Annotated in this window: 10 protein-coding genes and 1 pseudogene; 3 read left to right on the forward strand and 8 right to left on the reverse strand. The window is 66.4% G+C overall.

Features of this window, described 5'->3' with window-relative positions; all coding sequences use genetic code 11:
- Positions 1 to 62 precede the first annotated feature (62 nt).
- From IPI67_24650 to IPI67_24660, 3 genes are all read left to right on the forward strand, one after another.
- Entirely contained in the window at positions 63 to 1,859 is a 1,797-nt protein-coding gene (locus IPI67_24650; GenBank protein MBK7583367.1) for an ATP-binding protein, read from the forward strand.
- Entirely contained in the window at positions 1,856 to 5,317 is a 3,462-nt protein-coding gene (locus tag IPI67_24655) for an SIR2 family protein (GenBank protein MBK7583368.1), read from the forward strand. Before IPI67_24650 ends, IPI67_24655 begins: the two co-directional genes overlap by 4 nt.
- A gap of 370 nt (positions 5,318 to 5,687) precedes the next feature.
- Complete coding sequence (locus tag IPI67_24660) at positions 5,688 to 7,463, forward strand: serine/threonine protein kinase (GenBank protein MBK7583369.1); 1,776 nt, start codon at positions 5,688 to 5,690, stop codon at positions 7,461 to 7,463.
- A 221-nt stretch (positions 7,464 to 7,684) separates the two neighbouring features.
- Here IPI67_24660 and IPI67_24665 read toward each other — a convergent pair whose 3' ends face one another.
- The 8 genes and pseudogenes from IPI67_24665 to IPI67_24700 all read right to left on the reverse strand — a co-directional run bounded on the left by IPI67_24665 (position 7,685) and on the right by IPI67_24700 (position 13,720).
- The gene (locus tag IPI67_24665) at positions 7,685 to 9,496 is read right to left on the reverse strand and encodes an AAA family ATPase (GenBank protein ID MBK7583370.1); all 1,812 of its coding nucleotides are present in this window, start codon (positions 9,494 to 9,496) and stop codon (positions 7,685 to 7,687) included.
- 342 nt (positions 9,497 to 9,838) lie between these two features.
- The gene (locus tag IPI67_24670) at positions 9,839 to 10,291 is read right to left on the reverse strand and encodes a transposase (protein ID MBK7583371.1); all 453 of its coding nucleotides are present in this window, start codon (positions 10,289 to 10,291) and stop codon (positions 9,839 to 9,841) included.
- Complete coding sequence (locus IPI67_24675; protein MBK7583372.1) at positions 10,237 to 10,875, reverse strand: transposase; 639 nt, start codon at positions 10,873 to 10,875, stop codon at positions 10,237 to 10,239. The genes IPI67_24670 and IPI67_24675 overlap by 55 nt, the downstream gene beginning before the upstream one ends.
- A gap of 19 nt (positions 10,876 to 10,894) precedes the next feature.
- Positions 10,895 to 11,035, reverse strand: a pseudogene (locus tag IPI67_24680) (transposase zinc-binding domain-containing protein).
- On the reverse strand, positions 11,016 to 12,299 hold the full coding sequence (locus IPI67_24685) for a recombinase zinc beta ribbon domain-containing protein (GenBank protein MBK7583373.1): 1,284 nt from the start codon (positions 12,297 to 12,299) through the stop codon (positions 11,016 to 11,018). The pseudogene IPI67_24680 and the gene IPI67_24685 overlap by 20 nt, the downstream one beginning before the upstream one ends.
- Before the next feature lie 68 nt (positions 12,300 to 12,367).
- On the reverse strand, positions 12,368 to 13,369 hold the full coding sequence (locus IPI67_24690) for a recombinase family protein (protein ID MBK7583374.1): 1,002 nt from the start codon (positions 13,367 to 13,369) through the stop codon (positions 12,368 to 12,370).
- A complete protein-coding gene (locus IPI67_24695; protein ID MBK7583375.1) occupies positions 13,341 to 13,508 on the reverse strand; it encodes a hypothetical protein in 168 nt (55 codons plus the stop codon). The genes IPI67_24690 and IPI67_24695 overlap by 29 nt, the downstream gene beginning before the upstream one ends.
- Before the next feature lie 68 nt (positions 13,509 to 13,576).
- Positions 13,577 to 13,720 (reverse strand): hypothetical protein, encoded by a 144-nt coding sequence (locus tag IPI67_24700; protein MBK7583376.1) that lies wholly within the window; start codon positions 13,718 to 13,720, stop codon positions 13,577 to 13,579.
- Positions 13,721 to 14,296 lie beyond the last annotated feature (576 nt).

The raw sequence follows: 14,296 nt of genomic DNA on the forward strand, positions 1-14,296 counted from the left end.
CGCGTCGTTGCGTACCGTGATCGTGGCCGAAACGCGGGCGCCCTCGCGGGCTCGAGGGGGTCATGGCCAACGCGCGCTTTAAGGTCGATCCCCGGCTCGCCTCGCTTCTCGGGGAGGGCTATCGCTCGTCGGAAGAAGCGCTAAGGGAACTGGTCGACAACGCGTGGGATGCCGACGCGGAACACGTTCGCATTACCCTGCCCAGGGAGCTGACCACCGACCCGATCGTGGTCGGCGACGACGGAACCGGAATGACGGACAAGGAGGTGCGCGAGGAGTACTTGTACGTCGCGAATGACCGCAGGTCGCGCAAGGGGGAACGCACCACAGACAAGCGCCGGAAAGTGAAAGGCAGGAAGGGTATTGGCAAGTTCGCCGGCCTCATGGCCGCGGAGTCGATGACCGTCGAAACGAGGGCGAACGGGAGGCTCACCCGGCTTCGGATCACGAAAGCGGATCTAGTGGCCGTGGGAGCGAAGAACCGGGACTTGGAGGGGATTGATTTGCCGATCGAGACGGAGAACTGCGAGCCAGCCGAGCACGGAACGCAGATCACGCTCTCCGGCCTATCGCAAACGCTCACGTTCCCAAGCGCTGACAGGCTCAAGCAGCTTCTGATCCTGGAGTACGGAAGGCAGCCCGACTTCGCAATCTCCGTTAACGGTGACGCGATCGCCATCGACGACATTCCCGGCGAGCGAGTCGAAGGGAAGATCTGCTTGCCCGGTGTCGGTGAAGTCCGGATCAAGTTCACCATCGCCGAAGGGAAGAAGGGACTCAAGCAGTCGGGAATAGCCGTGCGGGTCGGCGGGAAACTCGTTGGGCGCCCGATGACGCTCGGACTGGAGGAGGACGAGACGATCCCCGCGAAGCTACTGAAGCGCGTCTACGGCGAGATTGAGGCTGATGGACTCGCTGACGATGTCACGGCAGATTGGGGAGCGATCGTCGAGAACAGCAAGCCGTTCCGCGACGTGAAGATGTGGGCGGCCGAGCAGGTCGGCACGAGCGTCAAGACCACCTTCAAGCAAGAGGTGAATCTCCAGAAGGGCCGGCTGAAGCAACAGGTTGGTCGACGGTTGGCGAAACTCCCGGAGAATCGGCGGCGCGCGGCCGAAGATGCCATCAACCGCGTGCTCCAGCGCTTTTACGGTGAGAGCGAGGAACGCATCGACGTGGTGGTGTCGGTCATGCTCGACGCGTTCGAGCGGGACGAATACTGGGTGGTGCTTCAGAAGCTCAACGACGCAACGCGCGGCGATGTTGCCAAGCTTGCAGACGTCCTGGGCGAGTTCGGCATCGTCGACCTGGCCGTGGTAGGTCAGCAGACGCGGCAACGCTTGGCGTTCCTTGACGAACTCGAACGACTCGTCGCGAATCCGCAGACGCTTGAAGCACAGGTTCATCAAGCGATCGAAAGGAACTTGTGGGTGCTCGGAGCCGACTTTGCGCTCATCGCCTCGAACACGACGCTGCGCAAGCTGCTCGGGGAGTGGGCTGGGCGCGAGTTCGTCGGCAAGCGCGCCAAGAAGCGCCCTGACTTGTTCCTCGCGCAAGACTTACAGCAGCGGCACGTTCTCATCGAGTTCAAGCGGCCTTCACACGACATCAACCGGGACGATGAGACTCAAGCGATCAAGTACCGCGATGACCTCGCGCGATACACCGCGCAGGCGATCGAGATCGTGCTCATGGGTCGAGCGCGAGCTACAGCTATTTCGCCACAGTACAATGCGCCGGCGCTTCGCGCGATGAGCTACGCAGAGGTCGTGTCATCGGCGCGTACGCAGTTGCAGTGGCTCCTCGCCCAGCTCGGCGCGGAGCTGGACGACGCAAAGCACGCGGAGTCTGGCGCATGAGCTCCGGTGCGCCGACGGGCGGAGCGCCAACGCAAGATTGCAGGCTCAACGCGGCCCGATTGACCGGCCTGGGCTTCACGGAAAGCGAGATCGCGCGTCTCGTCGACTTCGTAGCGTCCTGGAGCTCACACAACGGGCCGTTGCTCTTCGTCGGCAGCGGACTGTCGCGGTTCGAGGCGGCTCGAAACCCTGGCGTGCCAGAATCAGTGAAGATCCTGGACTGGGGGCAGCTGACCAGGCGGCTCAGCGCAGCGGCAGGCGGGCACCACTCAAACGTCGACGGTACGCCCACGGAAGCGCTCGGAATCGCGCAGACCTACGAGGCGCAGGCCGGGCGGGGCCGGCTCATCGATCAGATCGAAGCGGCGGTGCCGTACGACAAGTTTTCGCCAGGCACCGCGCATCGCGCCCTGTGCGACATCGGGTGGGCCTCGGTCATCACCACCAACTACGACGATCTCCTCGAGCGGGCATTCCAGGACGCTGGTCGTTCCGTCTGCAAGATCGTGAGCGACATCGACCTGAGCCGCGCGCGGGAGCCAGGTGCATTGCAGGTCATCAAGATGCACGGGTGCCTGCTCGCATCGCGGGAGTCCATCGTCTTGTCGACCGATGACTACGCCGAGTATGAGGGCAGGAGGCCGGGGATTGCCAGCAAGGTGAAGAGCCTTCTGTGCGAGCACCCCGTGCTCTTCCTTGGTTTCTCGCTCACCGACCCAAACGTGACCAAGAAGCTCGAGTGGGTCCAGCGTTCGATCGGGAAGTACGAGTTGGCGTCGGTCGCGCTCGTCCACGAGTCACCCTCCCGTGCGGTGCTGGACTACTGGGCAGCAAGGAGTGTTCATCTCGTCGTCCTGCCTGCCAGGAAGCGCGTCGCCGAGTTTCTGGAGGCGTTGCGTCTCGCTTCGACCCCTCAACCGGAGTCGCCCGAGCGGTCATCGCACGCCGCGGCACTAGCGAAGCTCCGCGAGGTGCTCGAGTCGCGCGCCGAGGGATGGGCCGACAGCGCGGCGGCGCGCATCACGGAAGCAGTCGAAACCGGCCACCTTCGTGAGCAGATTGACGTTGCACACCATGTCCTCCACGGGGCCTGGTATGGCCTGAGCGCGGAGGAGATCCGGGGCGTCCTCTCCCGTCTCGAAGAAAAGGCGCGAGATGCGCTCCTTCTCGTTGCCCGTCGGGCCGGCATCGTGCTGGCAGGCGCGCGCGGGGAGCTCGACATCGAGCAGGAGCTGCTCGGTAGTCGTGCGCTGACACCGGAGCAGCACCGTGAGGTGCTGGTCCTCCGCGGCGAGCGACTGGAGAGAAGTGGCGACGTCGACGGCGCGCGCGCCGCCGCGGCCAGCGCGCTCCGGCTTTGCAGCGCCGCGACATGGTCCGCCGACGTTGACGGACGGTTCCGTCGCCTCGTCTTCCGCATCGGCGACGAAGGCCTGGTCAAGAATGCGCTGGCCGCGCCCTTGGCCTTCGCCGACGCCTTCGGCTGTGCTCGTCGCGGCGCGGACCTGCTGTCGATCGAAGGTCGCGCGCCCGCCTTGCCGTGGTTCGAGCGCGCCCACAAGCTCGCTCGGAGCGCCGACGAAAAGACAGCGGCGATTCTTGGCATCCAAGCCTGTAGTGAACCGGGTGAGTGGAAAGGCTGCTCTGATATCGATCCTTTCTGGCCCGCCATCCACACTGCGGAGCGGCCTCGTGTCGACGCGATTCGGGCGCTGGAAGTGAAGGCAGGGGACGAGCTACTGCGCGCTTTCCGCGAAGGGGCAAAGGCACACGGCAATGAAGTGTCGAATGCGGTCGAGCACCTAGAAGAGGCACTGACGGCTGCTGATGACATGGGCTGGTCCCGGAGACCGAGCCCGAATTTCACAGGGCCAGCGGATTCGATCGGCTATTCGGCGTTTGGCCTGCTGATGCGGGAGGACGCGCCACTCGACGAGGTCCAGCGGGGCCTGAAGCTGTTCGTGCAGCGAGGCCTCCGTCGCCTCTACCAGCGCGTCCGCCCGGTCGTGATCGACAAGCTGCTTTCCCTCGAAGCCGTCGAGCCAACAGCAGAGTTCCTGCGCGTTCGCAACGAGGCGGCCTACATGAGTCGAAGTCGCGACCTGCTCACGTCTGCGCTGCTGCCTTCGCTGGGGGACGCCGCCATCGAAGCCCACGTGGCGAGAGTGCTGAAAGTCGAGCAGTTGCGAAATCGAACGCTGACGGAGACGTCATCGACCGAGCTCCACCTCGAGCTCCTGGAACGACACTTCCACGTGCTGCCGCGCAAGGCGGCGCTGCACGTGGCAGCGTTGATTGCCCAGATCTTCGAGGACGACGACCTGGAGTTTCACCGCTACGCCGCGTGGACGTGCCTGCCAGTATACGACTGGACGAAGTCGGGGACAGTCGAAGCTGCGAGCGACGAGGTCCAGCGCTTGGCGAAATCCGTGGTCGCGTTCCTCGGCCGGACTCACAACGCCGGGCACCTGGAGCGTACGAGGGCGTTCCGCCTGGTTGACGAGCTTCGCTCCGCTCGTGCGGTCGGGACAAGGCTCCGAAAGCAGCTGGTGGCGGGTCTCGACCGCGAGATTGCCAGCGGACTGGGCTCTGGAAAACCGACGTCTGAAGTCCTGGCGGCGTACCGTGCACGCCATGAGCTTGCTCCGTGCGAGCCTCCGCAATCGCTCCGCGACAAGTTTCCCGACATGTACGAAAACGTCCGCAACTCGACGGTCGCGGGGACGTGGATGAACCTCGTCGATCTCGTCGGCGCGCACCTTGCGCCCGAGGGAAAGGCCAAGACCGCCGTTGGCATCCGCGACTACCTGGATCTCACCTTGAGGGCAGACAACGCTCCGCTGCTCGGCCCGTTCCCGGACTGGGCGGCCACCGCAATTCACCAGGGAGTGAAGGGTGGAGTGCTGGCACCAGGCGAGGGGTGGGAGATGCTGGAGCGACTTTCGCGCGCGCACCCCGAGTCGATCGTCTTCGCGCTCGGCATGCCGGGCGCCGACCTCGATGCCGGGCGGAGGTTGTTGCTGGAGGCGCTTTCGCGCGACCGCATCAGCAGCGGCGCACTGCTTCAGTGGTGCGTGTGGGTCCCGAAGGGAACCGCCCCGAACGCCGAGCTGGAGCAGGTGCTCTGCGGCCGAGTGTTCTCGGGTGATCCGGAGACCCGGCAACGAGCCTATTGGTCGCTTGGGTGGCTGTCCCGGAGGGGAGCACTGTCAAACACAGGAAAGCGCGACCTTGCTCGGTTCGTTCTCTCCTACGGCTCGACGGACCCGCAGTGGAAGCCGCGGGCCGCCGCGATAGTTGCGGCGGCGGAGCTGAGGAAGGACTTGCCGGACGAAGAGGTCACCAGGCTTCTCAGGTCTGCTGACGCTGATCCTGTCGCGGGTGTTCGGCGTGCGGGAGGGTTCCTACGAAGGGTCCGCGAACGCGGCGTGTCCAAGCGTCGACACGGCCGCCTGTAGGTGACGGCCGTCGTGCAAAACACAGTTTGGTCGCGGTATCATGGGCGGGCCATGGCGTGGCCACGCGACACAGTGATGGACTCGACCCACCAATGGGAGTGGTGTCGTGGCGACTAGACTTGACTGGCCTCGAGATCCGGCTGCGTTCGGGGCGCGTCTCGTGTCCGAGCTCGCATCGGCGTTCGAGGGCGGGTCTGTGCCACACGTTCGATGCGTCGTGGTCGTGGTCGGCGATCAGCTTCGCGCCGCTTTTGGGCGAATTGACATTGCGCGTCCGGGCGATTCCCCAAGGATCGAGTCCAGCCCGCGGGGCGCCGTTCGCCTCGTCGAATGGCGGCCACCTCCCCAGGAATTCCTGGAGCGATTCCAGTTGGCACTTGAAGGTCACCCCTTCGAAGCGAACGGGTTCGAGGTGGTGGGGCATGGCTTCGACGGCCCCCTTGAGGCGCGGCGCTATGGCCCCGATCGCCACGAGTACGGCTGCGACTGGCCCATCGTGGTTGTAAGTACGAACGTGATCGGATCTCGTCCAACTTTTTGGGACATCATTGAGGCGGACGGGCCGGCGCAGGCTTTCAACGGACTCGAAGATGCCGTGCTTCAAGTGTCTGGTTTCACGTTCACTTCACCGCAAGGCCGAGACGTCCGACCTCTCAGCTCACACCTCATTCTCTGGGACTACAGAGGCCGGATCTCGCGCTGCGAGATCGCAACCAGGCGCATAGTGGTCGAGGTGGAACCGCCGTCCTCGCAGGGGCTTAAGCTACTGGGCAGCATCGTGACGGCCGCGGGCCCGTTCGGAATCGCGGAGCCACGACCCGGGACGGTCGAGCGCCGCACGGACGACCCGATTCAAGCGGTGCGCCTACAGCTCAAGGCAGGAGATGACGCTCTCGACGAAATCGCGGAAGTGGCGGTTTCGTTGGGCAGCCACGGGCAAGAAGGCGTCAGCGGAACCCCAATCGAGGGGCCGCGGCCCTGGGGCAGCCGGGACACGTGGAGCCCTCTTGGAGCGCTCGGCAGCGGGGGCCAGGGAGTCACTGAAAAGGTCCACCGGGCAGCCACCAGCCAGGTCGGCGTCATGAAGACGATGCGGGAGCGGAACTGGCCATCGCCAGAAAGGCGCGAAAAAGCGTTGTCGCGCTTCCGGCTTGAGATTGCGGTCACGAAGAGTCTCTCGCACCCGTTCATCCTTCGCGTCCTCGACGCGGACGCCGACGCTGACGAGCCGTGGATTGTCACTGAGTTCATGCAGTTCGGCTCTCTCCACGACCACCTCGGCGTCTATCGGGGCGATGCGTGGCGTAGTCTTCGGGCGATCCGGGACGTTGCGGTCGCGCTGGCTGCGCTTCACTCGAAGGGCCTCGTCCACCGAGACGTGAAGCCCAAGAACATCCTGCTCCGCGATCTTGACCATCCCGTGCTCGGTGACTTCGGCATCGTTCATGACCCGGATGCCACCGAAGTTACTTCCTTGGGAGAGAAAGTTGGGGCTTCGTGGTTCAGGCCGCCTGAGGCGGAAACGGGTCGCGTAGACGAACCACCGGCGAACTTCGACGTGTACTCCCTCGGGAAGGTGCTTTGGACCCTACTGACCGGCGGTGCCCAGCGGTTCATGCAGCAGGGCTTCCGGGAGAACGGATACAACCTGGTCGAACTCCTCGGTCGCCCGGAGTTGGAACCGGTGAACCAGTTGCTCGACAGGATGGTCGTTGCTGACTCGGCGCGCAGACTCCAATCGATGTCCGCGGTGATAACTGAGCTCGACTCGTTGCTCGCGTGCACCATGTCACAACCTGCTGGCGCCCGTGCGGGGCGTCCAGACCCCGTGGAAACACTGACGGCGTCTCTTCCTCGGGCGAAGGGCCTCTTGGAGCGGGTCGAGCGACATCTCGCCGTCACCAGGGCCAACTACTTCGATCCTTCGCGCTATGGCGAACTCTTCGTCCGTTACGAGTCGCTCAGAACGGAGTTCCTGCGAAGCGAAATATTGCGGGACCTTCCTGAGCGACCCGCGAACACCTCCCCAACGTCGGACTTCGACGGTCGGGGTTACATCATGCGGACGCAGATAGAATCCCTGCGAGATGACCTCCGGTACGCGATTACCGTGATCGAAGAGGACGCCAAGCTGGCGAAATTCTAGCCGTGTCACACGGCCGGCGCCTGGCCAGCCGGCCCACAGTGCGGAGGGTCAATCAGCCGCCGTCTGCCATCTGCGGCGTCAGCCGACCCACAGAGCCCGCAGACCGGCAGTGAGAGGCAATGTCCGCCGCGTGCGCCGCAGGCACGTGCGCTCCCGAGGGCGACATTCGGCGTGCCATGACGATCCTCGTGTTTGACGCCCATACCAGGGCCGCCCCCCCCTCACACCGTGAACGTCATCTTCTTCTCCCCATCCAGCCCCACCTTGATCGTCGTCCCCTCCGCATACCGGTTGCCCAACAGCGACTCCGCCAAGGGATCCTGCAGCTGCTTCAAGATCGCCCTCCTCAACGGGCGCGCGCCGAGGGCGGGCTCGTAGCCGAGCTCGACCAGGCGGCCCTTGGCCTCCTCCGTCAGCTCGAGCTTCACACGGCGGTCGGCCAGGAGCTTCTCCAGGCGGCGTAGCTGGATGTCGACGATCTTGCGCAGGTCGGCCTTGGTCAGGGAGCGGAACACGACCACGTCGTCGATGCGGTTCAGGAACTCGGGGCGGAAGAACTCGCTGAGCTGGCTCATCAGCACGTCGCGCAGGGCCTCGCGGCCGTCTTCGGTCTCGAACAGCTTCACGTCGGTCTCCAGGATGCGCTGCGAGCCGATGTTGCTCGTCATGATCACCACGGTGTTCGAGAAGTCGGCGGTGCGGCCGCGGCCGTCGGTGAGGCGGCCGTCGTCGAGCACCTGGAGGAGCAGGTTGAAGACGTCTGCGTGGGCCTTCTCGACCTCGTCGAAGAGCAGGACGGAGTAGGGGCGGCGGCGGACGGCCTCGGTGAGGAAGCCGCCTTGCTCGCTGTCGGCGTAGCCGGGGGGCGCGCCGATCAGGCGCTGGGCCATGTGGCGCTCCATGAACTCGCTCATGTCGAGCCGGGTGAGGGCGGCCTCGTCGTCGAACAGGAACTCCGCCAGGGCCTTGCCCAGCTCCGTCTTGCCGACGCCGCTCGGGCCGAGGAAGAGGAAGCTGCCGATGGGCTTGCCGGGATCGCGCAGGCCGACGCGGCCGCGGCGCACGGCGCGGGCGATGGCCTTGACGGCCTCGTCCTGGCCCACGACGCGCTGCTCGAGCCGCGCTTCCATCTTGAGCAGCTTGTCGGCCTCGCCTTCGAGCATCTTGGCGACCGGGATGCCAGTCCAGATGGCGAGCGTCCCGGCGACGTCGCTCTCCGTGACCACGCGCGAGCCCTCGACGACGACGCCGACGCTGCGCGCGGCCTCCTCGGCGGCGTGGTAGCGCTTCTCGAGCTCCGGCACGGTGACGTGCTCGAGCTCACCGAGCTTTGCGAAGTCCTTCTTGCCGCGGGCGTCTTCCAGGGCGGCGCGGGACGATTCGAGCTCGCTCTTCAGGGCGCGGACCGCCGCCACCGCGCCGCGCCGGGACTCGAGCTTGCTCTTCATCTCGGTGACCTTGGGCTCGAGCTCGGTGAGCTCCGCGGCGAGCCGGTCTCGGGTGGCTCGCGTCGCTGCGTCGTCCGTCCGCTCGAGCGAATGGAGCTGCGCCTTCAAGGACTCGGCGCGGCGGATGGCGGCGTCCACCAGCGCCGGGATGCCGTCGGTCTCGACGCGCTTCGAGGCCGAGCTCTCGTCGAGCAGGTCGATGGCGCTGTCCGGGAGGAAGCGGTCCTGCAAGTAGCGCTTGGCGAGGCGCACGGCGGAGTTGATGGCGCCCTCGCTGATCTCGACCTGGTGCCGATCTTCGTAGCGGCTGGCGACGCCGCGCAGGATCTCGACGGCGCCGTCCACGCTCGGCTCGTCGATGGGCAGGGTCGTGAACGCGCGCAACACGGTCGCGTCTTTATCGGCGATCTTGCGTAATCCCTCGGGGGTGGTGGTGGCGAGCATGCGGATTTCGCCGCGGTGAAGCGGCGACTTCAGGAAATCCCCGACGCCGGTGCCGGCCGGGCCCTGTCCGAACAGCTGCTCGAGGCCCCGCGCCACGAGCACGGGCTGGCCGCGCTTGTCGTCCGAGAGCGCATAGGGCATTTGAACTGCCAAAACCCACCAAGCCGAGAGTACGCGCTCGACGGCTTCGGGTCGAGATCACCTCCCGCACCCCGACCCCCGGCGCCGATTGGGCTCGCCGGGCGCCGATTGTGCTCGCCGGGTCCTCTGTCGGGCTCGATCACCCTCGCCAAGCGCGCGCGACACACCTCCGCCCCCAGCGAAGTCGCCGGTCGCCTCACCCCTCCCCGAACCCCATCCCCAATTGCTCGGGCACGCGGACGGGGACTCTCGCCGTGGGCGGCGCTCTCGATCCGAGGCCGTCCTCGTGCTCCGCAATCAGCCGCGTGATGGCCGCGCGGCTCGTGGCGACCTCCGCCCACCTCATCGGGCCGGAGCAACGCGGGCACGTCTCGACATCGGCCGCGAACACGTGCGCCAGCAACCACGCCCACCGCTTCCGCCCGACCGGCGCATCGTCCTTCTCGCCGAGCAGCTCGAGCTGATCGCCTCGAGCCGGAGGTGGCTTGTGACAGGCCGCATCCACGGGCGGCTTGGGCACGACGAGGGCCCGGCGCGATGAGTGGCTCGAGAGCACCCGAAATACCGGAGCATGTGAAAGCGTGGAGGCGGCACGGCCGCCACCAACCGCGCAATCAGGTCGTGGGGCTCGAGCACCAGCGCGCGGGTGCCGTCCCGCCACACCTTCTTGAAGATGAGCTCGAGCCTGCCGTCCTGCCGGCGCTCGAGGCGGTCCTGCGCGATCGGAGGGCGCGTGATGATTAGCGAGCCGCTCCACTCGTCGCCGATCTCGGCCGTCGATGACCTGCGCCGCATGCAAGTTGATGCCGCGCACCTCCGCGATGGGCGCATCCGTCGCGTCCGCGGCACGCGAGCGCTCGGGCACCCGCCGGCACGACCAACCGCAAGAGCGGCTTGCCTGCACGCTCACCGCTCACGCCAATGCCCTGAGCTGCCGCCGCGTAACACGCAGCCAGCCCCGGCTCGTCAAAGCAGAGCTCCGGCAGCTCCTGCTCACCGAGCTCGGGGTCGAGGCTCCGCCCGTGCGCTTTGAGGATGCTCTCGATGCGGGCCGCAGTGCGCGCTGCGACCTGCGCCACGTCCGCGTGCGTGGGCGCGTCGAGCTCCCGGAACTCGAGCGGCGCGCGCGGGTCGCCGTCCGCGTGCACGTACACGCCATCGAGCACGAGTGCGTGGAAGTGCACGTTGAGCCGGAGCGCGCTGTCCGTCCTCTGCACAGCGACCACGGATCCGGTGTGGCAGCTTGCGACACTCGAAATGCCGAGCTCGCGCTTCGCGCGCCAGCGCAGCGAGCGGTCCACCTCCGCCATGAACGCGCTCACCACCTCGGAGCAGAGCTTGCGGTCGTACCCGAGCAGCGAGCGTAGACCCCAGGGCAAAGAGCAGATCCAATGACGGATGGGCGCGCGGCAGCACCGCCTGCTCCAAGTGCACCGCGGTGTCGGCCATCCGGCGGCCCAAACAGGATGGACAGAACCCGCGCTTGCAACTGAGCGCGACGAGCTCGGAGTACCCGCAGTCACGACACACAAGGTGCAGGCAGCCGTGCGTGCGGACATACTACGGTTCCTTTTCTTACCGTTGCGCATTCGGTCAAAGAGGTCGGTTTGGGGCGCGTGATCTGCGGAAGAAACGTCGATTCGCCAGCACTCGCGGTTGCGCACGACAGTGCGGACCGCCCGGAGCTTGCCCTGCTTGACCAGATGGGCAACGAGCGACCTTTGCCAGGCCAAGGCGGCGTGCCGCCTTCGCTAGCCCGACCCAGTTCTCCGGCGCGGAGCCGCTGGTCAGGCGACGTCGAACGTCTTCGGTGAGCACGATCCGCCAGGGAGCCTTTTCGGTGGCTTGCTGCCCCGACAGCGTGCCGTCGCGGAGCCAGCGATGGATGGTGTGCATTGAGACGCCGAGCTCGCGCGCGGCTTGATCGGCGGTGAAGGGGGCCTTCGCGCTCATCGCGCGGTTTGGGGAGTTGGACACTTCGGGATCTGGTGACTGCCACGAAGCGACAGGACGCTCGACTTCGTGAAGGCGCGTCCCAGGCCGCTCTTGTGCCCTTGCCGGTTGAGGATGCCGGCGATCTGCACGTCGTCGAACTCCGTCGCCAGTTTGCGCACCAGCTCGATGATCTCCTCAGAGGTGGCGTGTGCATGAGGACCCTTTGAGCGGTAACGGACGAGGTCACGATCCGTAACCGCACCTCCCTTCCACACGATGCGCAGCAGGTGAAGTTTTCGTCGCTCTTGACCTGCACTTCCTCGATCAGCGCACGTAGCAGGCGCTTGCGATCGCGCACGGTCGTGCTCGGTGCGCTCCATACCTCATGCAGGTCTTTTCCGAGCTCCTGGGCGCGGGCAAGCTCTTCGTCGCTCAGCGGACGCTGGGTCCTGCGCGTCCGCGCCGCTTGCGCGCGCAGCGCTTCGAGCTCGACCAGGCGCTCGTTCCAGCGCCGCTCGAGCTCGCGGGCCACGGTGCGGTTTTCGGGCTCTACTGCCAGGTACTGCCGCTCCGCACGCTGAGCCTCGTACTCGGCCTTTTCGATCTGCAAGTGCCAGGAGCGCTCTGTCGCCTCGATTTCGAGCCGCAGCGTTTCGCCCGCCAGCGCCGCCGCTTCAATCCCGGCAGCGGCCGACACGTCGAGGAACGCCTCGACCACCAGCGCTTCGATGCGCTTGCCGCCAATGAGCTGGCAGTCCTGCCCTGCGACGGCGGCGAGCGGACGCGAGCAACGATACTGCAGCGTCCGAACGGCGCGCTCACCGCCGTAGTTGACGTACATGCGCCGGCCGCAGTGCCCACAACGCATCAGGCCCTGCAAAAGCGCTCGACCTTCACGAGCGGCTCCTTGGTGAGCTTCGTCGGCGGGGACTGGAATCACGCTGTTGGCGCGCAGGCTCTCCTGGTTTTTGAGGAACGTTTCGAAGAGATGTATGCCGGATGATGGTCCTTGATCAAGACGGGCCAGTCGACCATCCCCGCCGCCCTCGCCGCAGCGACAGCTTCTGCGTCTGCGGATCGAGCTCGCGCAGGGGTTTCGCTGCGTCCGAAGACGAAGGCGCCGCCATAGATCGGTGGCGCAGCATGTTGTGGATCATCCGGTAGCCGACCGGAACCCAGACGATCGGATGCGACCTCGGCAACATGCGACGCACGGAAACGGCAGGCCTTGCTCGCGCCACCACAGGTACACCTGACGGCCGGCACCGAGCTCCCTCGAACTTGTGGAACACGCGGTGCACGGCGGCCTGAACTGCCTCGTCGCTCGACATCTCGAGCTGCCCGAGCTCGTCGAGGTCGTAGCCCGCCGGCGGGATCGTGAACGCTTCTCCGCGGCGGGCCCTTACTCCAGCGCGCCTCGACCATCCGGTGCACGGCGCTGTCACGCTCGAGCTCACTCACCTGCCCGCGGATGCCGAGCACCATGCGGTCGGCGGACGACGACGGGTCGTACACGCCGTGCTCGTCGGCGATCAGCGTACCCGTCCAGCGACACAGGTACACGAGGTGATGCCAGTCGGAATCGTTGCGCGACAGGCGCGACACCTCGAGGCTCATCACGATGCCGACCTCGCCGCGGGCAACGGCGGCCACCAGCCCGCCGAAGCCGGCGCGTGCTCCGGGCAGCGCGCCGCTCTTGCCCTGATCCTCGTCGATGACGAGGACGCGCTCGCGGCTCCCACCCCAGCGCGAACGCCCTCGTCGGCGAACGCGTACTGCCGGCGCTGGCTTTCGAGGTTGCCGCGCACCTGCTTGAGCGACGACTGCCGCACGTAGACGAAGGCCAGGCGCGCCTGATGCTCGACTCGTACCTTCAGACGATCCCCATTCGATCCACTCGGTCCAGTCATCATCGATCTCCTCCTCGCTTCTTTTCACTCTTGCTCGTCCGACGGGCAGCAGCGGCGATCAGCCGCGACCACACGGCGACGGCTTCGCGTCGGCATTGTTCCGGCAGTCGCTTCCACAACGTCGCGAGCCCGTCACCTCGCAGGTCGAGCGTTGTCTGTTTCGGCATGCGATTCCTCCTCCAGTGGAGACACCGCATCCGCCACCGCGCACAGGTCCGCAAGCGGCGCCGACCCGTCACGCGGCACGTCTTAGCTTCAGCCCGCGGCGACGCAGCATTTCGAGGAGCTCGAGCATTTCCTTCAGCGCATCGATGCTGAAGATCGTGTCTGGTCCGTGCGGCGCCGACTCGCCGTCGGCGTCCGTCCAGGAACGCGGCACTCATCGTGCCGTCCGGCAGGCGCACCACGATGTTTGCGGACCGCCTCGCATCACCTCGAACCGCTGTCCCTCCAGCGGATGGTGACGGCGGCGTGAGCGTCACCTCGGGCGGCGTAGGGTGAGTGCAATACTGAGTCTGTACGTGCTTACCCGTGCTCCAGCTGCCCGCAGCGCAGGTAGGCCTCGAACTCTTTCACCGAAGCGCGGCAGCGCCGCCGTGCTCGTCCGCGCGCTCGAGGAACGCCGGCCAGTGCTCCGCCACTGTCTGGTGAGCAGCGTGCTCTCCGGTCGATGCCGGACGCGCGAGGGCTCGGGACGGGTGTGCGGGTGGCCCACACGACGGCGCTATGGCCAGCGGCGTGCCACCCCGGAAGGCCGATGTTTCCTCGCAAAATGCGCGGACTCCGGGCGGCGAACCGGCGGCCGCCGGCGGCGATCGCCACCCGCCGCGACCCGCCGCGCCCGAAGCTCCTCCGCGATCACCCAAGCCCGCGCCAACAAGTCCGGCGCTCAGGCCCTTCCGCTTCGCTGCGGCCAGGCACCGCCGCGCCTCCGCCTCGTCCTCGATCTTCGGCC

Source organism: Myxococcales bacterium, from assembly GCA_016706225.1.
GTDB lineage: Bacteria > Myxococcota_A > Polyangia > Polyangiales > Polyangiaceae > JADJKB01.

Bases quoted from the DNA above. Each gene is read 5' to 3' on its own strand.
- IPI67_24650 (MBK7583367.1), top strand. From the start codon at position 63: ATGGCCAACGCGCGCTTTAAGGTCGATCCCCGGCTCGCCTCGCTTCTC.
- IPI67_24655 (MBK7583368.1), top strand. From the start codon at position 1,856: ATGAGCTCCGGTGCGCCGACGGGCGGAGCGCCAACGCAAGATTGCAGG.
- IPI67_24665 (MBK7583370.1), bottom strand. From the start codon at position 9,496: ATGCCCTATGCGCTCTCGGACGACAAGCGCGGCCAGCCCGTGCTCGTG.
- IPI67_24670 (MBK7583371.1), bottom strand. From the start codon at position 10,291: ATGCGGCGCAGGTCATCGACGGCCGAGATCGGCGACGAGTGGAGCGGC.
- IPI67_24685 (MBK7583373.1), bottom strand. From the start codon at position 12,299: ATGCGTTGTGGGCACTGCGGCCGGCGCATGTACGTCAACTACGGCGGT.
- IPI67_24695 (MBK7583375.1), bottom strand. From the start codon at position 13,508: ATGCCGAAACAGACAACGCTCGACCTGCGAGGTGACGGGCTCGCGACG.